The 23,926-nt window shown below is 74.5% G+C and carries 28 protein-coding genes; 10 read left to right on the top strand and 18 right to left on the bottom strand.

Annotated features, from left to right (window positions below; all coding sequences use genetic code 11):
- Positions 1 to 96: 96 nt before the first annotated feature.
- From QPK52_RS20700 to QPK52_RS20685, 4 genes are read left to right on the top strand one after another with little or no spacing between them, the layout of a single operon-like run.
- The gene (locus QPK52_RS20700) at positions 97 to 1,203 is read left to right on the top strand and encodes a sensor histidine kinase (RefSeq protein WP_410538960.1); all 1,107 of its coding nucleotides are present in this window, start codon (positions 97 to 99) and stop codon (positions 1,201 to 1,203) included.
- Positions 1,200 to 1,985, top strand: a complete 786-nt coding sequence (locus QPK52_RS20695) for a LytR/AlgR family response regulator transcription factor (RefSeq protein WP_410538959.1) — start codon at positions 1,200 to 1,202, stop codon at positions 1,983 to 1,985. Before QPK52_RS20700 ends, QPK52_RS20695 begins: the two co-directional genes overlap by 4 nt.
- Entirely contained in the window at positions 1,982 to 2,413 is a 432-nt protein-coding gene (locus QPK52_RS20690) for a hypothetical protein (protein ID WP_410538958.1), read from the top strand. The genes QPK52_RS20695 and QPK52_RS20690 overlap by 4 nt, the downstream gene beginning before the upstream one ends.
- Positions 2,410 to 3,882 carry a cation acetate symporter gene (locus QPK52_RS20685; RefSeq protein ID WP_410538957.1) on the top strand — a complete coding sequence of 491 codons (1,473 nt, stop codon included), beginning with the start codon at positions 2,410 to 2,412 and terminating at the stop codon, positions 3,880 to 3,882. The genes QPK52_RS20690 and QPK52_RS20685 overlap by 4 nt, the downstream gene beginning before the upstream one ends.
- Before the next feature lie 135 nt (positions 3,883 to 4,017).
- Here QPK52_RS20685 and trpA read toward each other — a convergent pair whose 3' ends face one another.
- The 8 genes from trpA to hisI all read right to left on the bottom strand — a co-directional run bounded on the left by trpA (position 4,018) and on the right by hisI (position 10,415).
- The gene (gene trpA, locus QPK52_RS20680) at positions 4,018 to 4,836 is read right to left on the bottom strand and encodes a tryptophan synthase subunit alpha (RefSeq protein WP_410538956.1); all 819 of its coding nucleotides are present in this window, start codon (positions 4,834 to 4,836) and stop codon (positions 4,018 to 4,020) included.
- On the bottom strand, positions 4,836 to 6,086 hold the full coding sequence (trpB, locus tag QPK52_RS20675; RefSeq protein WP_410538955.1) for a tryptophan synthase subunit beta: 1,251 nt from the start codon (positions 6,084 to 6,086) through the stop codon (positions 4,836 to 4,838). Before trpB ends, trpA begins: the two co-directional genes overlap by 1 nt.
- Positions 6,087 to 6,264: 178 nt before the next feature.
- Positions 6,265 to 6,417 carry a tryptophan biosynthesis modulator TrpM gene (gene trpM / locus QPK52_RS20670; protein WP_410538954.1) on the bottom strand — a complete coding sequence of 51 codons (153 nt, stop codon included), beginning with the start codon at positions 6,415 to 6,417 and terminating at the stop codon, positions 6,265 to 6,267.
- Positions 6,418 to 6,433: 16 nt separating this feature from the next.
- Positions 6,434 to 7,240, bottom strand: coding sequence for an indole-3-glycerol phosphate synthase TrpC (trpC, locus tag QPK52_RS20665; RefSeq protein ID WP_410538953.1), 807 nt, complete (start codon positions 7,238 to 7,240; stop codon positions 6,434 to 6,436).
- Between the two features lie 234 nt (positions 7,241 to 7,474).
- Positions 7,475 to 7,717, bottom strand: a complete 243-nt coding sequence (locus tag QPK52_RS20660; RefSeq protein WP_093655272.1) for an HGxxPAAW family protein — start codon at positions 7,715 to 7,717, stop codon at positions 7,475 to 7,477.
- A gap of 48 nt (positions 7,718 to 7,765) precedes the next feature.
- Positions 7,766 to 8,356, bottom strand: a complete 591-nt coding sequence (locus QPK52_RS20655) for a TIGR02234 family membrane protein (protein ID WP_410540412.1) — start codon at positions 8,354 to 8,356, stop codon at positions 7,766 to 7,768.
- Positions 8,357 to 8,481: 125 nt separating this feature from the next.
- Positions 8,482 to 10,035 (bottom strand): anthranilate synthase component I, encoded by a 1,554-nt coding sequence (locus QPK52_RS20650; RefSeq protein WP_410538952.1) that lies wholly within the window; start codon positions 10,033 to 10,035, stop codon positions 8,482 to 8,484.
- On the bottom strand, positions 10,032 to 10,415 hold the full coding sequence (hisI, locus tag QPK52_RS20645) for a phosphoribosyl-AMP cyclohydrolase (protein WP_410538951.1): 384 nt from the start codon (positions 10,413 to 10,415) through the stop codon (positions 10,032 to 10,034). The genes QPK52_RS20650 and hisI overlap by 4 nt, the downstream gene beginning before the upstream one ends.
- Before the next feature lie 149 nt (positions 10,416 to 10,564).
- Here hisI and QPK52_RS20640 point away from each other — a divergent pair, with 149 nt between their 5' ends.
- The 3 genes from QPK52_RS20640 (at position 10,565) to QPK52_RS20630 (ending at position 12,902) form a co-directional block, all read left to right on the top strand.
- Complete coding sequence (locus QPK52_RS20640; RefSeq protein WP_410538950.1) at positions 10,565 to 11,413, top strand: hypothetical protein; 849 nt, start codon at positions 10,565 to 10,567, stop codon at positions 11,411 to 11,413.
- 49 nt (positions 11,414 to 11,462) lie between these two features.
- Positions 11,463 to 12,095, top strand: a complete 633-nt coding sequence (locus QPK52_RS20635) for a TIGR03085 family metal-binding protein (RefSeq protein ID WP_410538949.1) — start codon at positions 11,463 to 11,465, stop codon at positions 12,093 to 12,095.
- A 93-nt stretch (positions 12,096 to 12,188) separates the two neighbouring features.
- A complete protein-coding gene (locus QPK52_RS20630) occupies positions 12,189 to 12,902 on the top strand; it encodes an MBL fold metallo-hydrolase (RefSeq protein ID WP_410538948.1) in 714 nt (237 codons plus the stop codon).
- Between the two features lie 33 nt (positions 12,903 to 12,935).
- On the opposite strand, the gene hisF is transcribed toward QPK52_RS20630, so the two are convergent.
- The 8 genes from hisF to hisD form a co-directional block, all read right to left on the bottom strand.
- Positions 12,936 to 13,706 (bottom strand): imidazole glycerol phosphate synthase subunit HisF, encoded by a 771-nt coding sequence (gene hisF / locus QPK52_RS20625; protein WP_410538947.1) that lies wholly within the window; start codon positions 13,704 to 13,706, stop codon positions 12,936 to 12,938.
- Positions 13,707 to 14,156, bottom strand: coding sequence for a RidA family protein (locus tag QPK52_RS20620; RefSeq protein ID WP_410538946.1), 450 nt, complete (start codon positions 14,154 to 14,156; stop codon positions 13,707 to 13,709).
- Positions 14,153 to 14,884 (bottom strand): bifunctional 1-(5-phosphoribosyl)-5-((5-phosphoribosylamino)methylideneamino)imidazole-4-carboxamide isomerase/phosphoribosylanthranilate isomerase PriA, encoded by a 732-nt coding sequence (gene priA / locus QPK52_RS20615; RefSeq protein WP_093655261.1) that lies wholly within the window; start codon positions 14,882 to 14,884, stop codon positions 14,153 to 14,155. The genes QPK52_RS20620 and priA overlap by 4 nt, the downstream gene beginning before the upstream one ends.
- Positions 14,885 to 14,929: 45 nt before the next feature.
- Entirely contained in the window at positions 14,930 to 15,571 is a 642-nt protein-coding gene (hisH, locus tag QPK52_RS20610; RefSeq protein ID WP_093655259.1) for an imidazole glycerol phosphate synthase subunit HisH, read from the bottom strand.
- Entirely contained in the window at positions 15,568 to 15,732 is a 165-nt protein-coding gene (locus tag QPK52_RS20605) for a hypothetical protein (RefSeq protein WP_410538945.1), read from the bottom strand. The genes hisH and QPK52_RS20605 overlap by 4 nt, the downstream gene beginning before the upstream one ends.
- A 175-nt stretch (positions 15,733 to 15,907) precedes the next feature.
- On the bottom strand, positions 15,908 to 16,498 hold the full coding sequence (hisB, locus tag QPK52_RS20600) for an imidazoleglycerol-phosphate dehydratase HisB (RefSeq protein WP_093655257.1): 591 nt from the start codon (positions 16,496 to 16,498) through the stop codon (positions 15,908 to 15,910).
- The gene (locus tag QPK52_RS20595; protein ID WP_410538944.1) at positions 16,495 to 17,610 is read right to left on the bottom strand and encodes a histidinol-phosphate transaminase; all 1,116 of its coding nucleotides are present in this window, start codon (positions 17,608 to 17,610) and stop codon (positions 16,495 to 16,497) included. The genes hisB and QPK52_RS20595 overlap by 4 nt, the downstream gene beginning before the upstream one ends.
- Complete coding sequence (gene hisD, locus QPK52_RS20590; protein ID WP_410538943.1) at positions 17,607 to 18,941, bottom strand: histidinol dehydrogenase; 1,335 nt, start codon at positions 18,939 to 18,941, stop codon at positions 17,607 to 17,609. The genes QPK52_RS20595 and hisD overlap by 4 nt, the downstream gene beginning before the upstream one ends.
- 173 nt (positions 18,942 to 19,114) lie before the next feature.
- Between hisD and QPK52_RS20585 the strand changes: the two genes are divergently transcribed.
- The 3 genes from QPK52_RS20585 to ybaK all read left to right on the top strand — a co-directional run bounded on the left by QPK52_RS20585 (position 19,115) and on the right by ybaK (position 22,205).
- Positions 19,115 to 20,734, top strand: coding sequence for an oxidoreductase (locus QPK52_RS20585; protein ID WP_410538942.1), 1,620 nt, complete (start codon positions 19,115 to 19,117; stop codon positions 20,732 to 20,734).
- Between the two features lie 93 nt (positions 20,735 to 20,827).
- Complete coding sequence (locus tag QPK52_RS20580; protein ID WP_410538941.1) at positions 20,828 to 21,625, top strand: LON peptidase substrate-binding domain-containing protein; 798 nt, start codon at positions 20,828 to 20,830, stop codon at positions 21,623 to 21,625.
- A gap of 76 nt (positions 21,626 to 21,701) precedes the next feature.
- A complete protein-coding gene (gene ybaK / locus QPK52_RS20575) occupies positions 21,702 to 22,205 on the top strand; it encodes a Cys-tRNA(Pro) deacylase (RefSeq protein WP_410538940.1) in 504 nt (167 codons plus the stop codon).
- A gap of 46 nt (positions 22,206 to 22,251) precedes the next feature.
- Here ybaK and QPK52_RS20570 read toward each other — a convergent pair whose 3' ends face one another.
- Both QPK52_RS20570 and QPK52_RS20565 read right to left on the bottom strand, forming a co-directional pair.
- Positions 22,252 to 22,929 (bottom strand): hypothetical protein, encoded by a 678-nt coding sequence (locus QPK52_RS20570; RefSeq protein ID WP_410538939.1) that lies wholly within the window; start codon positions 22,927 to 22,929, stop codon positions 22,252 to 22,254.
- Between the two features lie 147 nt (positions 22,930 to 23,076).
- Entirely contained in the window at positions 23,077 to 23,922 is an 846-nt protein-coding gene (locus QPK52_RS20565) for an ABC transporter permease (protein ID WP_410538938.1), read from the bottom strand.
- Positions 23,923 to 23,926: the final 4 nt, after the last annotated feature.

Raw genomic sequence — 23,926 nt, 5'->3', positions numbered from 1 at the left:
TATGGCGCCGGTCCCGCCACCGGGCCCCACGGGGAGTCCTTCGAAGCACGTTCGAAGGACTCCCCATCGCCATTTGTCGCGTTATACGGTCGCACCGTGGCCAGGAGATCGTGGATCGGCGCCCGCCGCGGGCGGGCGGGCCGGGGAGGCCCGGCCGGATCCGGCCTGCCCGAGACCATGGGCGTCCTGCGGGAGGTACGGCTGATCGGCTCGGACCTCCAGGACGGTCTGCACGGCAGCCGGGCCCTGGCCGCGACCCGCCGCATCCGGCGGCTGGTGGGCGCCGACGCCGTGGTGCTCGCCGATCTCGACGGGCCCGTCGCCCGGCACGGCGCGCTGCCGGAGGGCACCGACCTGGACGCGGTGCTCGCCCAGGTGTACGAGCACGGCACCGTCTTCCGCAAGCCCCCGCTGTGCGCGGCCCCGCTGCTGGTGGCGGACGAGCTGACGGGCTGCCTGGTGGTCAGCGGTTCCGCGGACGGGCGTGCGCTGGACGAGGCGGAGACCGCCGAGGTGGCCGAGCTGGTGTCGCAGGCGCTGGACCACACCGAGCTGCGCAGCGCCCGCGCCCGGATCGCGGCGGCGGACCTGCGCACCCTGCGGGCCCAGATATCCCCGCACTTCGTCCACAACTCCCTGGCCGTCATCGCCGCGCACATCCGCACCGATCCCGGCCGCGCCCGCCGCCTGCTCACCGACTTCGCCGACTACCTGCGCTACAGCTTCTCCACGGCTGGCGACTACGTGACGGTCGCCGACGAGCTCCAGGCCACCCAGACCTACCTGGAGCTGCAGCGCGCCCGGTTCGACGACCGGATGGAGATCACCGTCCGGATGGCGCCGGAGATCCTTCCCGTCGCCATCCCCTTCCTCGTCGTCCAGCCCATAGTGGAAAATGCCGTGCGCCACGGTCTGGAGAAGAAGGCCGGACCCGGACACATCGGCGTCTCGGGGTTCGGCGAGGGCCCGCTGTGCGTCATCGAGATCGAGGACGACGGCGTGGGCATGGAGCCGGAACTCGCACGGGCGATCCTCGCCGGAGTCGGCCCTCCCGCGAAGAACGTCGGTCTGGCCAACGTGGACCGGCGGCTGCGCACCGTGTACGGCCCGGAGTACGGCCTCGTCATCGAGACCGCGCCCGGCAACGGCACCAAGGTGACGATCAGGGTGCCGCGATTCATGCGAGGAGTGGTTACGGAATGAGCAGCGCGCCGCGGGCCCTTCAGGTCCTCGTCGTCGAGGACGAGGCCTCCACCCGCGAGGAGCTCGCCGACCTCCTCTCGGACATCCCCGAGGTAGGCGAGGTGTACGCCGCCGAGAGCGGCGCCCGGGCGGTGCAGCTCATGGGGGCGGCCGCCTTCGACGCCGTCTTCCTGGACATCTCCATGCCGGGTCTGGACGGCATGGACGTGGCCCGGGTCATCAGCCGGCTCTCGGCGCCGCCCTCCATCGTCTTCGTCACCGCCTCGGAGTCCCACGCCATCGAGGCGTTCGGCATCGGAGCCGTGGACTACCTGCTCAAGCCCGTCCGGCCCGAGCGGCTGGCCGAGTCGGTGGCCCGGATCGGCACCACGCGGCGGGCCGCTTCGTCCGGTGGCACGGACACCCGGGAGCCGCGCGACGAGCTGGCGGTCGTCCAGATCGACCACGGCCGCCGGACGGTGTTCGTGCGGCGCGACGACGTCCAGTTCGTGGAGGCCCACGGCGACTACATACGGCTGCACACCGAGCAGGGCACGCACCTGATCCGGCTGTCGCTGTCGTATCTGGAGGAGATATGGGCTCCGGCGGGCTTCGTGCGGGTGCACCGCGGCTATCTGGTGGCCGTCGGCTGGGTCCACGACCTGCGGGTCACCAGTTCGTCGGGGCTGGTGGCGTGCACTCCGGCCGGTGACGTGCCGGTCAGCCGCCGCCATGCCCGGAGCCTGAAGGAGCAGCTGCTGGAGGCGGCGCGCAGCGGCCGGCTGGGCAGGGCGGCCCGGTGAAGGGCCCGGTCAAGGGGAACCAGCTCGGCGGTCCGCGCCGGGTGAAGGTCACCAGCCCGCAGACCCGTATCGCCCTGGCGCGCGGGCACCGCCGCCATCCGCAGCTGCTGCCGCTGCCCGCGCCGGCCGATGCCGAGGCCGCCCGTGCCGTGTTCACCGCGCAGCGCCGCACCGCGCTGCGGACCGTGGCCCTGCTGGGGGCGGTGCTGTTCGGTTCCAGCGGGACGATCGCGGCGCTGCCGGTGCTGGACCGGCTCGCCGTGGCGGGCGTGCCGGTGTCGTGGCTGGTGCTGGTGGTGGCCACCTATCCGGTGCTGCTGCTGCTCGCCCTGCGCCATGTGCGCCGCGCCGAGCGGGTGGAGAGCTCCGCGGGCGCGGGTACGGACGCGGAGGCCGGTGCGGGTGCGGGCGCCGGGGGCGGCCCGTGACCGCCGTGACCGCGATCGGCCTGGTGCTGACCGCCAGCCTGGTCATCGGCCTGTACGGCGTCCACGCGGCCCGCACCAGCCCGGACTTCCTCGTCGCCTCCCGCCGTGTCGCCCCCGGCTGGAACGCCATGGCGATCGCCGGGGAGTACGTGTCGGCCGCCTCGGTGCTCGGTCTGGCCGGGCTGATGCTCAAGCACGGCATCGGGGCGATGTGGTACGCCGTCGGCTTCACCGCCGGGTACGTCGCGGTGGTGGCGCTGGTGGCCGGGCCGATGCGGCGCTCGGGGGCGTTCACCGTGCCCGACTTCGCCGAGTACCGGCTGGGCTCGCCCGCGATCCGCAAGCTGTGCGGGGTGATCGTGCTGGTGATCATGTGGCTCTATCTGGTGCCGCAGTTCAAGGGCGCCGGGGTGGTCCTGAGCCTGGTCAGCGGCACTCCGTACTGGGTGGGCGTGGTGCTGGCCGGGCTGGTGGTGAGCGCGTCGATCGCGGTGGGCGGCATGCGGTCGGCCACCTACGTCCAGGCGTTCCACTACCTGGTCAAGCTGGCCTTCATCGCCGTGCCGGCGATCTACCTGATCGTGCACGTCGGCGCGGAGACGCGGGCCGACGCGCTGCGCCCGGTCCGGGAGACGGGACCGGCCGCCGAGGAGTGGACCCGCCCGCTGATCGACATCCAGGGGGCCGGGCTGCCGCTGCTGTCCACCTGGTCGGTGCTGCTGGCCACCACGCTGGGCGCCATCGGGCTGCCCCACGTGATCATGCGCTTCCACACCAGCCCCACCGCCCGGGCCGCCCGGCGGGTGGCCGTGCTGGTGATCGGCCTGCTGGGCCTGTTCTACCTGTTCCCGGCGGTCTACGGGCTGCTGGGGCGGGTGCTGACCCCGCACCTGGTCCACAGCAACGCCACCGACACCGTATCCGTCGTCCTGCCGGGGGCGGCCGTGCCGGGGACGCTGGGGAGCGTGCTGACGGCGCTGGTGGCCACCGGCGCGTTCGCCGCGTTCCTGTCCACCTCCTCCGGGCTGCTGCTGGCCCTGGCCGGCGGGCTCTCCCACGACCTGTTCGGCGGCGGGGTGACCAGGCTGCGGCTGGCGGTGGCGGCGGGGGCGCTCGTGGCGGTGCTGCTGTCGCTGCCGGCCGCGCACCTGGACATCAACGTGGTGGTCGGCTGGGCGTTCGCGGTGGCGGCGTCCACGTTCTGCCCGCTGCTGGTGCTGGGCATCTGGTGGACGAGGCTGACGGTCGCGGGCGCGGCGGCCGGGCTGGCCACCGGGGTGGTCACGGCGACGGGGGCCGCGGTGCTGTCCGCCGTCACGCAGCCGTCGTCGGCCTGGCTGACCGTACTGCTGGCCCAGCCCGCCGCCTGGACCGTTCCGCTGGCGTTCCTCACGATGATCGCGGTCTCGCTGCGCGGCGTCCCGGCCGACTGGTCCGAGCGTGCCGTGCTGCGGCTGCACGCTCCCTGACGGACCCGGCGGACGGGGACGCGGGCACCGCGGGCGCGGGAGCGCCGGTGTCCCGTACGCCGCGGGCCCGGGAGCGCGCGGCCGTTCACCGTACGCCCCCGGGCCCGTGTCCGTGCCCTTCGCCTCCGGCCCCGCTCAGCCGCGGTGCCGTACGCCCTCGGCCAGTTCACCCGCGAGTTCGCGGACCGCGGCCAGACCGGCCTCCGGGTCGTCCTCGTGGTCCAGCAGCCGCTTGACGAAGGCCGAGCCGACGATGACGCCGTCCGCGAAGGCGGCCACCTCCGCGGCCTGCCGCGCGTTCGAGACGCCCAGCCCGACGCAGACCGGCAGGTCGGTGGTGGCGCGGGTGCGGCGCACCAGCTCCTCCGCCTCCCGCCCCACGGACTCGCGGGTGCCGGTGACGCCCATCAGGGAGGCCGCGTAGACGAAGCCGCTGCCGGCCTCGGTGATCCTGGCCAGCCGTTCGTCGCGGCTGCTGGGGGCCACCACGAAGACGGTCGCCAGGCCGTGCTGCTCGGCGGCCTTGCGCCATGCCCCGGACTCCTCGACCGGCAGGTCGGGCAGGATGCAGCCGGCGCCGCCCGCCTCGGCCAGCTCGGCGGCGAAGCGCTCGGCGCCGTAGCGGTCGACGGGGTTCCAGTACGTCATGCACAGCACCGGCGCACCGGTGGCGGTGTGCGTCTCGCGCACGGTGCGCAGCACGTCGGCGATGCGCACCCCGCCGCGCAGGGCGATGTCGTCGGCGGTCTGGATGACCGGCCCGTCCAGCACCGGGTCGCTGTGCGGCAGCCCGACCTCGACGATGTCGCAGCCGCCCTCCAGCAGGGCGGTGCAGGCGGCGATGCCGCCGTCCACGGTGGGGAAGCCCGCGGGCAGGTAGCCCACCAGCGCGGCCCGTCCCTCGTCCTTGGCCTGTGCCAGGACGCGTCCCAGCAGTTCCGCACGGCCCGCCATCACTCGGTCCCCCTCGCGGTGTCCGCACCGTCGTACAGCCCGAAGTAGCGGGCGGCGGTGTCCATGTCCTTGTCGCCGCGGCCGGAGAGGTTCACCAGCAGCAGCGCCTCCGGGCCCAGCTCGCGGCCGACCTCCAGCGCGCCGGCCAGCGCGTGCGCGCTCTCGATGGCCGGGATGATGCCCTCGGTCTCCGACAGCAGGCGCAGCGCCCGCATCGCCTCGTCGTCGGTGACCGGGCGGTACTCGCCGCGCCCGATGTCCTTGAGGTAGGAGTGCTCGGGGCCGATGCCGGGGTAGTCCAGCCCGGCGGAGATGGAGTACGGCTCGGTGATCTGGCCCTCGTCGTCCTGCAGGACGTAGGAGCGCGAACCGTGCAGGATGCCCGGCTCGCCTGCCGTCAGGGTGGCCGCGTGCTCGCCGGAGGCCACGCCGTGCCCGGCGGCCTCCAGGCCGATCAGGCGCACGGAGGTGTCGGGGATGAAGGCGTGGAACAGGCCGATGGCGTTGGAGCCGCCGCCGACGCAGGCCAGCGCCGCGTCCGGCAGCCGCCCGGTGCGCTCCAGGATCTGCCGCCTGGCCTCGACTCCGATGACGCGGTGGAAGTCGCGCACCAGCGCCGGGAAGGGGTGGGGGCCGGCGACGGTGCCGAAGAGGTAGTGGGTGCGGTCGACGTTGGCGACCCAGTCGCGGAACGCCTCGTTGATGGCGTCCTTCAGGGTGCGGCTGCCGGAGGTGACGGGGACGACCTCGGCGCCCAGCATCCGCATCCGGGCGACGTTGAGCGCCTGGCGCTGGGTGTCGATCTCCCCCATGTAGATGGTGCACTCCAGGCCGAACAGGGCGCAGGCGGTCGCGGTGGCGACGCCGTGCTGGCCCGCGCCGGTCTCGGCGATGACGCGGGTCTTGCCCATGCGCCGGGTCAGCAGCGCCTGCCCCAGCACGTTGTTGATCTTGTGTGAGCCGGTGTGGTTGAGGTCCTCGCGCTTGAGGAAGATCCGGGCCCCGCCGGCGTGCTCGGCGAAACGCCGCACCTCCGTCAGCGCGCTGGGCCGGCCGGTGTAGTTGACGAGCAGGTCCTCGAGCTCGGCGGCGAAGGCGGGATCGGCCTTGGCCTTCTCGTACTCGGCGGCCACCTCGTCCACGGCGGCGACGAGTGCCTCCGGGATGAACTTGCCGCCGAAGGCGCCGAAGTAGCCCTCGGCGGTCGGCACCCGGCCCTCGGGGTCGGGAACGAAGAAGTCGGTAGACATCCGACGTGCTCCTTGTCGGGGCGCATGCCCCAGGAAGGGTGGTCAGAGGGAACGGCGGGCCGCACCGGCCCGGAGGGCGGGTGCGGCGGGCGGCCGGGGCGGGCGCGCGGCCTGCGGCCGTCGGCGGCCCGGCGGGGCTCGGCCGGGGCGGGGTGCGGCCGGGGCGGGCTGCGCCCGTTCAGCTCCCGGCCCGGTCAGGCCATCGCCTGCCGTTGATCTGACCGGGCTCGCAACCGATGTGGTAGCGCACCCGCCGCCCCAGCACCCGGCGCGCGGGCGCGCGGCAGCCGCGGGGGCGGCAGCCGGGGGCGAGGCGGGCGGACAGGGCCATCGCGGTCGTTCCCGTCTCAGTTCCCGTGCCGCAGGGCGGGGTGGGCGCCGGCGGCGACCAGATCGGCGACGGCCGTCCTCGGGTCCTTGCCCGTGACCAGGGACTCGCCCACCAGCACCGCGTCGGCGCCCTCGTTGGCGTAGGCGATCAGGTCGTGCGGGCCGCGCACGCCCGACTCGGCGATCCTCACCACGCCCTCGGGGATCTCGGGGGCGACCCGGGCGAAGGTGCCGCGGTCGACCTCCAGGGTCTTGAGGTTGCGCGCGTTCACGCCGATGACCTTGGCCCCGGCGTCCACCGCGCGCTCGACCTCCTCCTCGTCGTGCACCTCGACCAGCGGGGTCAGCCCGATGGACTCGGCCCGCTCCACCAGGGACACCAGCGCGTCCTGGTCGAGCGCGGCGACGATCAGCAGGGCGAGGTCGGCGCCGTGGGCCCGGGCCTCCCACAGCTGGTAGGAGGTGACGATGAAGTCCTTGCGCAGTACGGGGATGTCCACCCGCTCGCGTACCGCCTCCAGATCGGCCAGTGAGCCTCCGAAGCGCCGCTGCTCGGTCAGCACCGAGATGACCGCGGCGCCGCCGGCCTCGTAGTCGGCGGCGAGGCCGGCCGGGTCGGCGATGGCCGCCAGCGCCCCCTTGGAGGGGCTGGACCGCTTGACCTCGCAGATGACCTTGACGCCCTCGCCCTTGAGGGCCGCCACGCCGTCGCGCGGGCGCGGCGCGCGGGCCGCGCGCTCCTTGAGCTCGTCGAGGCCCACACGCGCCTGCCGCTCGGCGAGGTCGGCGCGGACCCCGTCGATGATCTCGTCGAGCACACTCACGCGAGCGGCCCCCTTCCTGGCTGGCTCGGGCCCCTGCGGCGGGCGCGGGGCTTGTCCGGACACGCGGTCGCGCACTGCGATGGTATCCGGCCCGGGATGCGGAACCCGCATCCGGGCGGCCCGGTCCCATATACCGGGCGGTATCGCCGTGCCGTGCTCCGGAGGGCCCGGCACGGAAGAGCGCGGTGCCGCCTCACCGGCACCGCGCCGGGGTGAGCCGCCCGGGGCGGCCCGTCAGGCCCCCACCCGCTCCTTGGACTGGTCCAGACGGCGGCCCTGCGACTCCTCGGGCTGGCCCATGCCCATCGAGCGCATGACCAGGCCGACGACGCCGCCGAGGAGGGTGATGGCCACACCGATCCAGAACCCCACCGGTTCGGCCATCACGGTGAAGGCCGAGGCCACGCAGAAGCCGATGAACGCGATGGTGACGCCGGTCCAGGCGGCAGGGGTGTGTCCGTGGTTGTTGCCCGCCATTGAGTGCTCCTCGTAGGTCCGATCTGGGCTCGCTCACCAGCCATTGTGTCAGGACCGGTTTCCGCCGCTCCCGGTGGTGGGGTCCTCTCCGCGGTCCAGGGCCTTCCACAGCTCCTCGGGGCGGTCCGGGTCGGGGGCCGCGCGACGGCCCCGGGCCGCTGCGGCGCCGTCCGCGCGCTCGTGGCGGCCCGACATCGCGGGCCAGTGGCTCCCGTGGCGCAGCGCCAGCAGCCCGGCGGCCAGCAGCGCGGCGCCGCCCAGGGCCGCGACATAGGGCCACGGGCCGAAGGAGACGGCCTCGACCGCGCCCCGGGTCAGTCCGCTGGCCTCGGCCGCCTTCGCCTCCAGCGCGCTCCGGTCGCCCGCTCCCCCGAGGGCGGCGGCGACGGTGCCCGCGCCGCACAGGGCCAGCAGCGCGGCGACCAGCGTGCGGCCGGTGCGGCGTACGGCGAAGACGGCGACCAGCGCGGCCAGGCCGACCAGCGCCAGGGCGCTGGGCAGCCCGGTCACCTCGCCGCCCTCGACCCGGACCGGCACCTCGCCCCGGGCCAGGACCGCGGTGCCCTCGCCCCAGACCTGCCCGGCGGCCACGAGCACCGCGGCGGCGCCCAGCGCGCCGGCGGTCAGCGCGGCGCCCAGCGCGCGCCGCGCCCCCGCGGCGGCGGGCGTCTCGGGGGCCTCGGACTCCCGGGAGGCGCCGGCCTCCCAGGACCCCGCGGAGCGGGGGGCGGGCTCGGGGGATGAAGGGGGCGTGTGCGGGGAAATCACTCCACCACGCTACCGCCGAGCCGCCCGGCGGTGTGCACCGCCCTGAGCACCGCCGCGGCCTTGTTGCGGCACTCGGCGTCCTCCGCCGCCGGGTCGGAGTCGGCCACCACCCCGGCGCCCGCCTGGACGTACGCCGTCCCGTCGCGCAGCAGCGCGGTGCGGATGGCGATGGCGGTGTCGGCGTCGCCCGCGAAGTCCAGATAGCCCACGCAGCCGCCGTACAGACCGCGCCGGGTCGGCTCCAGTTCCTCGATGATCTGCATCGCGCGCGGCTTGGGCGCGCCGGAGAGCGTGCCGGCCGGGAAGCAGGCGGTGAGCGCGTCGAAGGCGGTGCGGCCCTTCGCCAGCCGCCCGGTGACCGTGGAGACGATGTGCATCACATGGCTGTAGCGCTCGATGGACATGAAGTCCACGACCTCGACGCTGCCGGGCTCGCAGACCCGGCCCAGGTCGTTGCGGCCCAGGTCGACGAGCATCAGGTGCTCGGCGCGCTCCTTGGGGTCGGCCAGCAGTTCCTCGGCCAGGGCCGCGTCCTCCTGCGGGGTCGCGCCGCGCGGGCGGGTCCCGGCGATGGGGTGCATCATCGCGTGCCCGTCCTCGACCTTCACCAGGGCCTCGGGGCTGGAGCCGACGACGTCGAAACCGTCCAGGCGCAGCAGGTACATGTACGGGCTGGGGTTGGTGGCGCGCAGCACGCGGTAGACGTCCAGCGCGCTCGCCGGGCAGGGCGCCTGGAAGCGCTGCGAGGGCACCACCTGGAACGCCTCGCCCGCACGGATGCGCTCCTTGACCGCCTCCACGGCCTCCCGGTAGGCCGCCCCGCCCCACAGGGCCGTGTACTCGGGCAGCTCGGGCGCCGGCAGCGGGGCGGCCCGGGCGGGCGCGGGCCGGGCCAGGTCGGCGGCCATGGCGTCCAGGCGGCGCACGGCGTCGGCGTAGGCCTCGTCCACCCCGGTGTCGAGGTCGTTGTGGTTGATGGCGTTGGCGATCAGCAGCACCGTGCCGTCGCGGTGGTCGAGGACCGCGAGGTCGGAGGTGAGCATCATGGTCAGCTCGGGCAGCCCCAGATCGTCGCGGGTGCTGTCGCCGATGCGCTCCAGGCGCCGCACGACGTCGTAGCCGAGGTAGCCGACCATGCCGCCGGTGAAGGGCGGCAGGTCCGCGTCGCGGTGCAGGTCGCGCGGGGTGTGCAGGGCCTCGACGGTGGCGCGCAGGACGTCCAGCGGATCCCCGCCGGCGGGGACGCCGACCGGCGGAGCGCCCAGCCAGTGGGCCCTGCCGTCGCGGACGGTGAGTGTGGCGGAGGTGCGCACGCCGACGAAGGAGTAGCGCGACCAGGTGCGGCCGTTCTCGGCGGACTCCAGCAGGAAGGTCCCGGGGCGTTCGGCGGCGAGTTTGCGGTACAGCGCGATGGGGGTGTCGCCGTCGGCGAGCAGGCGCCGGGTGACCGGGATGACGCGGCGGTCCTTGGCGAGCGTACGGAAGGTCTCCGGGTCGGGGCTGGCGGCCGGGACGGCGCCGGCGGGGCCCGCGGGGCCGGGGGCGGTCATGCCCGCTCCCCCTCTCCGCCGGCCGCGGGGCCGTCCAGGGGCAGCTCGCAGGCGTCGAAGCAGGTGCGGTCCCCGGTGTGGCAGGCGGCGCCCACCTGGTCGACCTTCACCAGCACGGTGTCGCCGTCGCAGTCCAGGGCCACGGACTTCACGTGCTGGACGTGCCCGGAGGTGTCGCCCTTGGTCCAGTACTCGCCGCGGCTGCGGCTCCAGTAGGTGCAGCGGCCGGTGGTGAGGGTGCGGTGCAGGGCCTCGTCGTCCATCCAGCCGAGCATCAGCACCTCACCGGTGTCGTACTGCTGGGCGACGGCGGGCACCAGGCCGTCGGCGTTGCGCTTGAGACGGGCGGCGACGGCGGGGTCGAGTGGGGATCGGGGCATGGGGTCATTGTGCCGCCGCCGCGGCGCGCACCGCGAACCCCGCCCGGGGGCCGGGACGGCCGCGGTCCGCCGGGCGCGCCGCCCTGCTGTGGCAATGCTGTGACGCACCCGGGATTTGGCATGTCCGTGCGGTACGGCATCCTTCCGGCATGAGCTATCCACCGCCGCCCAACGGCGCACACAACCCCGGCCCAGGCGGCGGTTTCGGTCCGCCGCAGGGCTTCGGTCCGCCCGGGCAGCCCGGTCCGCCCGCGGGCGGCTACGGCTACCCGGCCCCGGTGGGCCCTCCCGGGCAGCCCGGAGCCCCGGGGGGGCCCACCGGGTACGGCTACCCCGGCCCGCCCGGGGGCCCCGGCACACCCGGGCCCTACCCGCCCCCGCCGGGCGGGGGCGGGGGCAACGGCGGGAAGGTCGCCGCGATCATCGTCGCCGCGGTGCTCGTCGCCGGGCTGATCCTCGGAGGCGTGCTGCTGGCGGCCGACGGCGGGGGCGGTGAGGACCGGGCGGAGCCGACCGCCGCCCCCAGCACCCCGGCCTCCGCCGATCCCTCCACCGCCTCCCCCGAGCCGAGCGACGAGCCGGCGGACCCGCCGGCCACGGCCGTCCCCACGCCCGACGTGACGGCGATGCCCAGTGACCTCGTGCTGTACGTGGTGCTCGACCCGGGCACCTGCTTCGACCACCCGTCGCTGAGCAGCGACGTCACCGAGGTCGAGGAGCGGCCCTGCGACGGCCCCCACGACGGCGAGGTGATAGCCAACCAGACGATCACCGGCGACTTCGACACCCAGGCGGAGCTGCAGAAGGAGGTCATGTCGCTGTGCAAGGCGGACGTGGAGAAGCGGCTGGCCCGGATGCCGCAGGACAGGACCTACTACTACTACGCCATCTATCCGACGCTCCTGACGTACAACCGCGGTGAGGACCAGGTCACCTGCTCCCTGACGCTCAGCAACGAGGTGGACGGACCGGAGCTGGACGCGCCGTTGCCGGGCTGACCGGGCGCGGTGCGTGGCATGGGTCGGCACACGGTCGTAGGGTGGCCGTATGTCGACCCACGCCCGGCGCGAACGCCTTCTGCTGGCCGATCTGTTGGAAACCTACGGACCCGAGGCGCCCACCCTGTGCGAGGGGTGGCGGACCAGGGAGCTGGCGGCCCATGTCGTGGTGCGCGAGCGCCGCGCGGACGCCGCCGGCGGGATACTCGTCAAGGCGCTGCAGCCACGGCTGGAACGTGTGCAGCAGGAGTTCGCGGCCAAGCCGTACGAGGAACTGATCCAGCTCATCCGCACCGGGCCGCCGCGGATGTCGCCCTTCTCCCTCAAGCAGGTCGACGAGGCGGCCAACACCGTGGAGTTCTTCGTCCACGGTGAGGACGTCCGGCGGGCCCGGCCGGACTGGACGCCGCGCGAGATCGACCCGGTCCTCGCCGACGCCCTGTGGCGGCGGCTGGAGACCACCGCCCGCGCCTACGGCCGCCGGTGCCCGGTCGGCCTGGTGCTGCGCCGTCCCAACGGCCAGGTGGCGGTGGCCCGCAAGGGCACCCCGGTGGTCACCGTCACGGGCGAGCCCGGTGAGCTGCTGCTCTTCGTCTCCGGCCGGCAGGACGCGGCGCGGGTGGAGCTGGAGGGCGACGAGAAGTCCGTGGCGCGCGTACGCGAGGCGAAGCTCGGCCTCTGACGCCACGCGGTACGGCCCCGCCCCGCGCGCCTGCGTTCAAGCCGACGGCGAACGGCGCGGTGCGGCGGCCGTCCGCGTGCTTGGGTGCGCCTCATGGAGACCACCCGAGTGCTGCCCGGACTGCACATGCTCGCCTTCGCCGTCGGCCAGGCCTACCTGTGGCACGACCCCGGTTCGCTGACCCTGGTGGACACCGGGACCGCCGGATCCGGGAGCGCCGTCGCCGAGGCCGTCCGGGAGCTGGGCCACGATCCGGGGGACATCGACCGCATCGTCCTGACCCACTTCCACGAGGACCACGCCGGCGGCGCCGCCGAACTCGCGGAGCTGACCGGCGCGACCGTCATGGCGCACCGGCTGGACGCGCCGTTCGTCCGGGGCGAGGCGCCCGGTCCGCCGCCGGACTTCACCGGGGCGCCCGGCTGGGAGCGCGAGCTGTACGAGAACCTGCCCCCGCTGCCCGCGGCCCCGCCGTGCCGCGTCGACCGCGAGCTGGAGGACGGCGAGGTGGTCGACTTCGGCGGCGGGGCCCGGGTGGTGGCCGCGCCGGGGCACACCGACGGCAGCATCGCGCTCCATCTGCCCGCGCACGGCGTGCTGTTCACGGGGGACACGGTCGCGAACGCGGAGGGCCGCACCATCCTGGGGGTGTTCAACCTCGACCGCGCCCGCGCCCTGGAGTCGTTCCGCCGGCTGGCCGCCCTGGAGACGGAGACCGCCTGCTTCGGGCACGGCGATCCGATCGCCCGGGACGCGGGCGCGGCCCTGCGCAGGGCCGCGAAGGCCGCCGGCCGCACCGGCGCCTGACGCCGGTACGGCGGCCGGGCGGCACGGCACGGGTCAGCGCACCGGGTGGCCGGCCTCGCGCAGGGCGTCCTTGACCTGTCCGATGCGCAGGTCGCCGAAGTGGAAGACGCTCGCGGCGAGCACCGCGTCCGCGCCCGCCTCCACCGCCGGGGCGAAGTCGGCGAGCTTCCCCGCTCCGCCGGAGGCGATGACGGGGATGGTGACGTGCTTGCGGACGGCGCCGACCATGGCGATGTCGTAGCCGTCCTTGGTGCCGTCGGCGTCCATGGAGTTGAGCAGGATCTCCCCGGCCCCCAGCTCGGCGGCCCGGTGCGCCCACTCCACCGCGTCGATACCGGTGCCGCGCCGGCCGCCGTGCGTGGTGACCTCGAAGCCGGACGGCGTCACCGTCCCCTCCGGGCAGCGGCGGGCGTCCACCGACAGCACCAGCACCTGGCTGCCGAAGCGTTCGGCGATCTCCCGGATCAGCTCCGGGCGGGCGATGGCCGCGGTGTTGACGCCCACCTTGTCGGCGCCCGCGCGCAGCAGCCTGTCCACGTCCCCGGTGGTGCGCACGCCGCCGCCCACCGTCAGCGGGATGAAGACCTGCTCGGCGGTGCGGCGCACCACGTCGTAGGTGGTCTCGCGGTCGCCGGAGGAGGCGGTGATGTCGAGGAAGGTCAGCTCGTCGGCGCCCTCCGCGTCGTACACCTTGGCCATCTCGACCGGATCGCCGGCGTCGCGCAGGTTCTGGAAGTTGACCCCCTTGACGACCCGGCCGCCGTCCACGTCCAGGCAGGGGATGACTCGTACGGCCAGGGACACTTAGGGGCGCTCCTTCGGGGTGCGGAAGGCTTCGATCTCCACCTCGACCAGTACGCGCGAGTCGACGAAGCCGGAGACGACCACGAGCGTCGCGACGGGGCGGACGGAGCCGAAGACCTCGCGGTGCGCGCGGCCCACGTCCTCCACGTCGCGCGCGTGGGTTATGTACATGCGGGTGCGCACGACGGACCGGACGTCCAGGCCGAACGGCTCCAGCGCCGCCACGGCGCGCTCGAAGGCGGTCCTGGCCTGGACGTACGGGTCGCCCTCGCCCTGGATCGCCCCGTCGACCAGGGGCATCGTGCCCGCGACGAGGACCCGGTCGCCGATCTCGACGGCCCGGGCGAAGCCGATGGTCTCCTCCCAGGGGCTGTCGCTGCCGACGCGCCGGAGCCGCCGGCCGTCCCCGTCTGTGTCGCTCTCCCGTCCCACCGCCGCGGACTCCGTCATCGGGACACTGCCTCCAGGGCCTCTTCCAGGGTGAACGCCTTGGCGTAGAGGGCCTTGCCCACGATGGCTCCCTCGACGCCCTCGGGTACCAGGGTGGCGATCGCGCGCAGGTCGTCAAGGGAGGAGACGCCGCCGGAGGCGACGACCGGGCGGTCGGTGGCGGCGCAGACGTCCTTCAGCAGCTGGAGGTTGGGGCCCTTGAGGGTCCCGTCCTTGGCGATGTCGGTGACGACGTAGCGTGCGCAGCCCTCGGAGTTCAGGCGCTCCAGCGTCTCGTAGAGGTCGCCGCCGTCGCGGGTCCAGCCCCGCCCGCGCAGGGTGGTGCCGCGCACGTCGAGGCCGACGGCGATCTTCTCGCCGTGCTCGGCGATCACCTTGGCGACCCACTCGGGGCTCTCCAGGGCCGCGGTGCCCAGGTTCACCCGGGTGCAGCCGGTGGCCAGCGCGGCGGCCAGGGAGGCGTCGTCGCGGATGCCGCCGGAGAGCTCGACCTTGATGTCCATGGTGCGGACGACCTCGGCGATCCGCTCGCGGTTGTCACCGGTGCCGAACGCGGCGTCGAGGTCCACCAGATGCAGCCACTCCGCTCCCGCCCGCTGCCAGGCCAGGGCGGCCTCCAGCGGGTCGCCGTAGGAGGTCTCGGTGCCGGACTCGCCGTGGACGAGGCGGACGGCCTGTCCGTCGCGGACGTCGACGGCGGGGAGGAGTTCGAGACGGTGGGTGCTCATCAGCTGGCGGTCCTAAGGTCCTGGGGGTCGGTGGTGGCGGTGGGGCTAGAGAGTGCTGATCCAGTTGGTCAGGAGTTGCGCGCCTGCGTCGCCGGACTTCTCGGGGTGGAACTGGGTGGCCCACAGCGGGCCGTTCTCCACGGCGGCGACGAACCGCTCGCCGTGGGTGGCCCAGGTGACCTTGGGGGGCGCCATGGCGGGGTTGGCGGTCTCCAGCTCCCAGTCGTGCACGGCGTAGGAGTGCACGAAGTAGTAGCGGGCGTCGGCGGGCAGGCCCGCGAACAGCCTGGAGTCCCCGGGCGCCTCGACGGTGTTCCAGCCCATGTGCGGTACGACGTCCGCCCTGAGCGGGCCGACCGTGCCGGGCCACTCGTCCAGGCCCTCGGCCTCGACACCGTGCTCGATGCCCCGGCCGAACAGGATCTGCATGCCGACGCAGATGCCCATCACCGGGCGTCCGCCGGCGAGCCGGCGCTCGACGACCCAGTCGCCGCGGGCCTTGCGCAGACCCGTCATGCAGGCGGCGAAGGCGCCGACGCCGGGCACGAGCAGCCCGTCGGCGTTCATCGCGGTGTCGTAGTCGCGGGTGATCTCCACCTCCGCGCCGGCCCTGGCCAGGGCGCGCTCGGCGGAACGCACGTTGCCGAAGCCGTAGTCGAAGACGACGACCTTCTTCCTCTCCGTCATGACCACACCTCCAGGCGCAGGATTCCGGCGATCAGGGACAGGGCGGAGCCGATGCCGAGCAGGGCGACGACCCCCTTGGGCATCTGCTGCTTCCAGAAGGAGATGGCGCCGCCGAGGAGGAAGAGCCCCACGAAGACCAGCAGCGTGGAGACACCGTTCACGGCCTTCCTCCGTGAGCTTCTCCGCCCGCGCGGCACAGCACGGGCACCACCGCCGACCGCGACCCGGCAGCCGCGCGCGCGACGCTCACAGCATCCCTTCCGTGAGCTTCTCCGCTCGCGCGGCACAGCACGGACACCACCGCCGACCGCGACCCGGCAGCCGCGCGCGCGACGCTCACAGGGCGCCCTTGGTGGAGGGGATGCCCGTCTGGCGCGGGTCGATCTCGCTGGCGTAGCGCAGCGCGCGGGCCAGCGCCTTGAACTGGCACTCCACGATGTGGTGCGCGTTGCGCCCGTAGGGGACGTGGACGTGCAGGGCGATCTGCGCCTGGGCGACGAAGGACTCCAGGATGTGCCGGGTCATCGTGGTGTCGTAGCTGCCGATCATCGGCGCCATGTTCTCCGGCTCGCTGTGCACCAGGTACGGCCGCCCCGACAGGTCCACGGTCACCTGGGCGAGGGACTCGTCCAGCGGCACCGAGGCGTTGGCGAAGCGGACGATGCCGCGCTTGTCGCCCAGCGCCTGCCGGAAGGCGGCGCCGAGCGCCAGCGAGCTGTCCTCGATGGTGTGGTGGCTGTCGATGTGCAGGTCGCCCTCGGTCTTGACCGTGAGGTCGAACAGCCCGTGGCGGCCGAGCTGGTCGAGCATGTGGTCGTAGAAGCCGACCCCGGTCGACACGTCGACCTTTCCGGTGCCGTCGAGGTCGATCTCGACGACGACGGAGGTCTCCTTGGTGGTGCGCTCGACGCGACCCACACGGCTCATCGGTTGTTCTCCTTCAGTACTGCGCGTACCGCGTCGAGGAACGCGTCGTTCTCGGCCGGGGTGCCGGCGGTGACCCGCAGCCGGCCCGGCACCCCGTTGTCCCGGACCAGCACGCCCCGCTCCAGCAGCGCCTGCCACACCGCGTGGGCGCCGCCGGGGCCGTCGAAGTTCCCGAACTGCACGAAGTTGGCGTCGGACTCGGTGACCTCGCAGCCCATCGCCCGCAGTTCGGTCACCAGCCGGTCCCGCTCCTCCTTGAGCTGCCGGACATAGCCGAGGAGGGTGTCGGTGTGCTCCAGCGCGGCGAGCGCGGTGGCCTGGGTGACGGCGGACAGGTGGTAGGGCAGGCGCACCAGCTGGACGGCGTCGACGACGGCCGGGTGGGCGGCGAGGTAGCCCAGCCGCAGTCCGGCGGCGCCGAACGCCTTGGACATGGTGCGCGAGACCACCAGGTTCGGGCGGCCGTCGATCAGCGGCAGCAGCGAGGGCCGGTGGCTGAACTCGCCGTACGCCTCGTCGACGATCACCATGGCGGGCCGGGCGGCCTGGGCGGCGTCGTACAGGGCCAGCACGGTGTCGGCGTCGACGGCCGTGCCGGTGGGGTTGTTGGGCGAGCAGACGAAGACCACGTGCGGCCGGCGCTCGGCGATGACCGCCTTGGCCGCCTCCACGTCGATGGTGAAGTCGTCGTTGCGCGGCCCGGAGATCCAGCCGGTGCCGGTGCCGCGGGCGATCAGGGCGTGCATCGAGTACGAGGGCTCGAAGCCGATCGCGGTGCGCCCCGGCCCGCCGAACGCCTGGAGGAGCTGCTGGAGCACCTCGTTGGAGCCGTTGGCGGCCCAGACGTTCTCCGCGGTGACCTCGTGCCCGGCGGTGCGGGTGAGGTAGCGGGCCAGCTCGCCGCGCAGCTCCACCGCGTCGCGGTCGGGGTAGCGGTTGAGCTCGCGGGCGGCCTCGGCGACGCGTTCGGCGATGCGGGCCACCAGCGCCTCGGGCAGCGGGTGGGGGTTCTCGTTGGTGTTCAGCCGTACGGGCACGTCCAGCTGCGGCGCCCCGTAGGGGGACTTGCCGCGCAGTTCGTCCCGGATGGGCAGGTCGTCGATTCCGGTCACTTCCCCGGGGGCACCTTCCAGTCGAACCTCGCCTTGAGGGCCGCCCCGTGTGCGGGCAGGTCCTCGGCCTCCGCCAGGGTGACCACGTGGTGGGCCACGTCGGCCAGCGCGTCGCGGGTGTAGTCCACGACGTGGATGCCGCGCAGGAAGGACTGCACGGACAGCCCGGAGGAGTGGCAGGCGCAGCCGCCGGTGGGCAGCACGTGGTTGGAGCCGGCGCAGTAGTCGCCCAGCGAGACCGGGGCCCAGGGGCCGACGAAGACCGCGCCCGCGTTGCGGACCCGGGCGGCGACCTCGGCGGCGTTCTCGGTCTGGATCTCCAGGTGCTCGGCGGCGTAGGCGTCCACCACCGCCAGGCCCTGCTCCAGGTCGTCCACCAGGATGGTGCCGGACTGCCGTCCGGCCAGCGCCTCGGCGATGCGCTCGGCGTGCTTGGCGGAGGCCACCTGGGAGGCCAGCTCGGAGTCGACGGCGTCGGCCAGCGCCTCGGAGGGGGTGACCAGGACGGCGGCGGCCAGGGTGTCGTGCTCGGCCTGGCTGATCAGGTCGGCGGCGACGTGGCGGGCGTCGGCGGTGTCGTCGGCGAGGATGGCGATCTCGGTGGGGCCGGCCTCGGAGTCGATGCCGATGCGGCCCTTGAGCAGGCGCTTGGCCGCGGCGACCCAGATGTTGCCGGGGCCGGTGACCAGCTGGACGGGCGCGCACTCCTCGGTGCCGTAGGCGAACATGGCGACGGCCTGTGCGCCGCCGGCGGCGTACACCTCGTCGACGCCCAGCAGCGCGCAGGCGGCCAGGATCGTGGGGTGCGGCAGTCCCGCCGCCCAGTGTCCGGGGACGCCCTTCTGCGGCGGCGAGGCGACGGCCAGCGAGCCGACCCCGGCCTCCTGCGCGGGCACGACGTTCATCACCACGGACGACGGGTAGACCGCCCGTCCGCCCGGCACGTACAGACCCACCCGCTCGACCGGCACCCACCGCTCGGTGACGGTGCCGCCGGGGACGACGCGGACGGTGGAGTCGGTGCGCCGCTGGTCGCGGTGGACGATCCGGGCGCGGCGGATGGACTCCTCCAGCGCCGCCCGCACCGCCGGGTCGAGTTCGGCCAGGGCCTTGTCCAGGGCCTCGGCCGGGACCCGTACGCGCTCCAGCCGCACGCCGTCGAAGCGCTCGTTGTACTCGATCACCGCGGCCGTGCCTCGATGGTGCACCGCGTCGCAGATCGGCCGCACCTTCTCCAGGGCGGCCTCGACGTCGAGTTCGGCTCGGGGCAGCAGCTCCCGCTCGACCCCGTCGGCGGCGAGGTCGCGTCCGCGCAGGTCGAGTCGGGTCATGGATACGGATCGAAGCACGTGTCCCAGTGTCTCAGACGCGATCCGGTGCCCGGCGCCCGTATCAGTGCGTGATACGCGGTACGGGTGGGCTCCGAGGGGGCATTCAGATGTCAGTGCTGACCGATAGCGTTGTGATCGTCACGCAGTGCCATCTGTGACTTGGGGGACACGTCGTGAGTGAGGTTCCGAACAACGGGGATCCGCCGCCCGGGATCCGGCTGACCACCGCGGAGTGGGGCATGTGGCAGGCCTTCCGCAACGGCAGCGAGCACGATCTGCGCTCGGGCGAGGCGGAGCTGGACGACCCGAACGGCGACCACGAGTGGGGGCCGCAGCGCACGGTGCGGGCCCGCGTCGTCGCCCTGCTCCTGCTGCACGGCCCGCCGCCGCTGCTCGGGCGTGTCGCGTCCCTGCAGCTGACCGGTGTGTACATAACGGGACGGCTGGACCTGTCCGGCGGGACGGTGGAGCCGTACTTCGAGTTCCGGCAGTGCCGCTTCGAGCAGGAGGTGCTGCTGCACGAGTGCCGGCTGGTGACCGCCCGCATGATCGACTGCCACATACCCCGGCTGGAGGCCGCCCGGATGAGCACCGAGGGCGATCTCCACCTGCCGCGCTGCACCATCCCCGGCGGCGTCCGGCTCACCGACGCCTCCATAGGCACGGACCTGATGCTCAACGAGATGACGGTCGGCCGCGGGGAGCGGGTGCGGTCGCTGTCCGCCGACGGGATCCAGATCGCCCAGGACCTCCAGGCCAGCCTGATGCTCGCCCAGGGGGAGGTGAGCCTGCGCGGCGCGGAGATCGGCGGCTCGCTGTTCATGTACGGCAGCGTCCTGCGCGGCGGCAACGGGCAGTACGCGCTGTACGCGCCGCAGATGACAGTGGAGCACTTCGCCCACTTCGCCTCCTCCGGCCCGCGCCAGCTGCCGGTCGTCCACGGCACGACCCCGCCGGGCGGCACCTCCTGGCCGCCTCCGGACGAGCACAGCCACATGGTGCGGCGCGTCAAGCGCTTCGAGTGCACCGGCGGGGTGAAGCTGGACGACGGGAGGTTCGGGGACTCGCTGGTGCTGGACGACGCGCGCTTCAACCTCCAGCGTGACCAGGAGCTGTCGCTGCGCCGCGTCCAGACCCCGGAGCTGTGCTTCACGCCCGAGCGGCCGGGCGGCGGCCGGGTGGTGCTCGCCGGAGCGACGGTGGACAACCTGGTGGACAGGGTGGAGAGCTGGCCGGTGGACGAGGGGCTGTGGATGGCCGGGTTCACCTACCAGAACCTGATCCCGCGCGGCCCGTTCACCCTCGCCCAGCGGCTGAGATGGCTGGAGACGGCGACGCCGGAGTACGCCCCGGAGCCGTACGAGCAGCTCGCGGCGGTGATGCGCAACAGCGGGGAGGACGCGGACGCGCGCGCGGTGCTGCTGGCCAAGCAGCGCCGGCGCCGCGAGACGCTGCCGCTGGCCGCCAAGCTGTGGGGCTATCTGCAGGACTGGACGGTCGCCTACGGCTACCGGCCGGGCCAGGCCGCCCTGTGGATGGCCGTGCTGTGGGCCTCGGGCGCGGTGCTGTTCGCCCGGCAGCCGCCGGACCCGCTCAAACCGGGGGAGTCGCCGCACTGGAACGCCCCGCTGTACGTCCTGGACCTGCTGCTGCCGGTGATCGACCTGGGCCAGGACAGCCACTGGAAGCCCGCGGGGGCCTACCAGTGGACGGCCGCGGCGCTGATCATGCTCGGCTGGGTGCTGGCCACCACGGTCGCGGCCGGGGCCACCCGGCTGCTGAGGCGCCAGTGAGCGTGCCCGGCGGGCGGGTGCGGCGGGCCCGCGCGGCGGGCGGGTGGCGGGCGACGGGGGCGCTCTGCCGCGGAGAGGCCTTAGGCTGCGGCTGTGACCACCACGCGCCTACCGATCTTTCCCCTCAACACCGTGCTGTTCCCGGGGCTGGTGCTGCCGCTGAACGTCTTCGAGCAGCGGTACCGCGCCCTGATGCGCGACCTGCTGGAGATTCCCGAGGACGCACCGCGCCGCTTCGGGGTGGTCGCCATCAGGGACGGCCGCGAGGTCGCCCCCACCGCGTCCGGGATGCCGGATCCCACGGCGCAGGCCGCCGCCGGGCCGGCCGCGGGCTTCGGTCCCGATCCGATGCGCGCCTTCCACACGGTGGGCTGCGTCGCCGACGCCACGTCCATCCGTGAGCGCTCCGGCGGCGGCGAGGAGGGCGGCGGGGACGGCGACGGAGACGGTGAGGACGGCGGGACCGGGGGCGGCTACGAGGTGCTCGCCACCGGCACCACCCGCTTCCGGCTGCTGTCCGTCGACGCCTCCGGGCCGTATCTGGTCGGCGAGGTCGAGGAGCTGGCGGAGGACGGCGGCGAGGGGGCGGGTGCGCTCGCCTCCGGAGTGCTGCGGGCCTTCCGCGCCTACCAGAAGCAGCTCGCCGGCGCGCGGGAGAGGACCCTGGCGGGCGGGCAGGAGCTGCCGGACGAGCCGTCGGTGGTGTCGTACCTGGTGGCCGCCGCCACCGTCCTGGACACCCCGGCCAAGCAGCGGCTCCTGCAGGCTCCGGACACCGCCACCCGGCTGGCCGAGGAGCTGAGGATCCTCAGGCGCGAGACGGCGCTGATCGGCAGGCTCCCGTCCGTTCCCGCGGCGGACCTCACCCGCGTGCCGACCAGCCCGAACTGACACCGTCCGGAAACCGGCGCACCGCCGGGGAACGGCGACCGCACACCAGCACCGACCGACGCGAGGCACGGCGAACATGGCCAGGAAGAAGCAGAAGGCGGGTTCCGGAGGCACCCCGGCGACGGTGGCCGCCACGAAGGCCGGCGTGGATTTCACCCTCCACTCCTACGAGCACGACCCGGCCGCGCCCTCCTACGGGGAGGAGGCCGCCGAGGCGCTCGGGCTCGACCCGGGGCAGGTGTTCAAGACGCTCGTCGCGGACGTCGACGGCGCGCTGACCGTCGCGGTCGTCCCCGTCTCCGGCTCGCTGGACCTCAAGGCGCTGGCGGCGGCGGTCGGCGGCAAGCGGGCCGCGATGGCGGACCCGGCCGCGGCCGAGCGCGCCACGGGCTATGTACGCGGCGGGATCTCCCCGCTGGGACAGCGCAGGGCGCTGCCGACGGTGGTGGACGCCTCGGCCGAGGGGCACGCCACCGTCTGCGTCTCGGCCGGGCGCCGGGGGCTGGAGATCGAACTGGCCCCCGCCGACCTGGTGAAGCTCACCGGCGCGGTGACGGCGCCGATCGCCCGCTCCCGCTAGCCGCTGCGGCAGGGAGCGGGGGACGGCGAGCGGCCGCCGGCGGGCCTCACGCCCCCGGCCGGTCCTCTCCGCCGCCCGGCGGCGGACCCCACCCGGGGTGGAGCGGATGCGCGGGCTCCGGGTCCCGGGGGCCGAACAGGGACGTGAGCGCCAGATGGACTCCCAGCGCGGCCAGCGGCCACACCAGCAGCGCTCCCTTGGCGCGGAGGTCCAGCGGGGCGTCGAAGACCCTGCCCTCGCCCACGACCCTGGCCTGGGCGGTCACGTCCTGCTCCGGGCCGAGCTGCACGCCCAGCCACCAGGCCAGCAGCGAGCCGGCCAGCGCGCCGGCCGCCAGGCCGATCACCACGCCGACGCCGCCGCGGCGCCGCGCGAGGAAGGCAGCGGCCCCGCTCAGCGCGCCGACGCCCAGGGCCAGCAGGACGAACGTGCCGTCGGCGCCGATCGTCTCCTCGCCCTCGGAGTCCTTGAGGTAGACGGCCGTGCCGTCGGAGATCAGCGGAACCCTGGGGGCCAGCCACAGCCACAGCAGCCCCAGCGCCACGCCCAGGACCGCCACGGCCGCCGCCACCACCGCGGCCTCGAGGACCTCCCGGCCTGCCGAGGCGCGGGCGTACCCCTCCTCACCGGGGTCCTTGCCGTGCGGGGCGCTCCCCCACGGGTCGTAGGACGGGGCCGACCGGGACGGGCCGTGGTTCGGGGAGGGAGGCGTCGGTGCGGTCACCCCGCCATCGTGCCAGGTCCGGCCCCGGGCCCGCCCGGCGGTACCGCGCTCGGCGGCCACCCGGCCGAAGCGGCGGCCGGGTACCGGGGCCGGGGCACCGGGCCGCCGCGGAGAACGGCGGCCCGCGGCGGCCCGCGGCGGCGGTGGTCAGCGCACCGCGGCCCGGCGGTACGCCCAGGCCGCGGCGGCCAGTGCCACCGCCCCGACCGCCGCGCACACCCCGAGGTCGAGGACCACCCGGTCCCAGTGCGGCCGGGGCCCGAGGACGGCGGCCAGCGCCTCCACGCCGTACGTCGAGGGCAGCAGGTCCCGCAGCAGCCGGACCGGTTCCGGCAGGCCCCCGGCCGGCAGCACACCCAGCAGCAGGGCCGCGGACATGCCCAACTGCCCGCAGAGCGTGGCCAGTTCCTGGCGTGGCGCGAGCAGGCCGAGGGCCGCGCCGAGTCCGGCGAGCGCCGCGCCGGCCAGCGGCACCACCGCCGCCAGGAGCCACAGGCCGCCCAGCGGAAGCCCGTAGAGCAGGCAGCCGGTCACCGCGGTGACCGCCGTGCCGGGCACCGTGAAGGAGGCGTACGCGCCCGCCGTGCCCAGCACCACCGCGGCGGGCGGCACCGGCAGGGTGGCGTAGTGGTCCAGCCCCCCGGAGGCGCGCAGCTGGCCGAAGTACTGGGCGAGGAGGTTGAGCGCGACGAAGGCGACCACCAGCACGCTGGAGCCGGCCACCACCGCCCGTGCCTCCTCCCCGGGGCCGCCGTCGACGACCCCGCGCATCAGGACCATGATCCCGATCGACTGGAAGGTCGCCACGAACAGCAGCGGGATGCGGGCCACCCGTGCCCGGGAGAGCTGCGCCCGGTAGACGGCGCCCAGGGCGGGCCACAGCCGCGCGCCCGGAGCGAGCGGAGCGGCCCCCGCCTCCTCCGCCTCCTTGCCGGCTCCCGCGGTCTCGGCTGCCCCGACGGCCTCCGCGGTCTCCTGCCGGGTCCTCGCCACGGCC

The organism is Streptomyces sp. KL2 (genome assembly GCF_046529545.1).
GTDB classification, from domain to species: domain Bacteria; phylum Actinomycetota; class Actinomycetes; order Streptomycetales; family Streptomycetaceae; genus Streptomyces; species Streptomyces radiopugnans.
This window is presented reverse-complemented; position numbering and strand designations above follow the sequence as displayed.

Coding starts and splice junctions, on each gene's coding strand:
- QPK52_RS20695 (WP_410538959.1), top strand. CDS start 1,200: ATGAGCAGCGCGCCGCGGGCCCTTCAGGTCCTCGTCGTCGAGGACGAG.
- trpA (WP_410538956.1), bottom strand. CDS start 4,836: ATGGCGGGCCGTGCGGAACTGCTGGGACGCGTCCTGGCACAGGCCAAG.
- trpB (WP_410538955.1), bottom strand. CDS start 6,086: ATGTCTACCGACTTCTTCGTTCCCGACCCCGAGGGCCGGGTGCCGACC.
- trpM (WP_410538954.1), bottom strand. CDS start 6,417: ATGGCCCTGTCCGCCCGCCTCGCCCCCGGCTGCCGCCCCCGCGGCTGC.
- QPK52_RS20660 (WP_093655272.1), bottom strand. CDS start 7,717: ATGGCGGGCAACAACCACGGACACACCCCTGCCGCCTGGACCGGCGTC.
- QPK52_RS20650 (WP_410538952.1), bottom strand. CDS start 10,035: ATGACCGCCCCCGGCCCCGCGGGCCCCGCCGGCGCCGTCCCGGCCGCC.
- hisI (WP_410538951.1), bottom strand. CDS start 10,415: ATGCCCCGATCCCCACTCGACCCCGCCGTCGCCGCCCGTCTCAAGCGC.
- QPK52_RS20640 (WP_410538950.1), top strand. CDS start 10,565: ATGAGCTATCCACCGCCGCCCAACGGCGCACACAACCCCGGCCCAGGC.
- QPK52_RS20635 (WP_410538949.1), top strand. CDS start 11,463: ATGTCGACCCACGCCCGGCGCGAACGCCTTCTGCTGGCCGATCTGTTG.
- QPK52_RS20630 (WP_410538948.1), top strand. CDS start 12,189: ATGGAGACCACCCGAGTGCTGCCCGGACTGCACATGCTCGCCTTCGCC.
- QPK52_RS20620 (WP_410538946.1), bottom strand. CDS start 14,156: ATGACGGAGTCCGCGGCGGTGGGACGGGAGAGCGACACAGACGGGGAC.
- priA (WP_093655261.1), bottom strand. CDS start 14,884: ATGAGCACCCACCGTCTCGAACTCCTCCCCGCCGTCGACGTCCGCGAC.
- hisH (WP_093655259.1), bottom strand. CDS start 15,571: ATGACGGAGAGGAAGAAGGTCGTCGTCTTCGACTACGGCTTCGGCAAC.
- hisB (WP_093655257.1), bottom strand. CDS start 16,498: ATGAGCCGTGTGGGTCGCGTCGAGCGCACCACCAAGGAGACCTCCGTC.
- hisD (WP_410538943.1), bottom strand. CDS start 18,941: ATGACCCGACTCGACCTGCGCGGACGCGACCTCGCCGCCGACGGGGTC.
- ybaK (WP_410538940.1), top strand. CDS start 21,702: ATGGCCAGGAAGAAGCAGAAGGCGGGTTCCGGAGGCACCCCGGCGACG.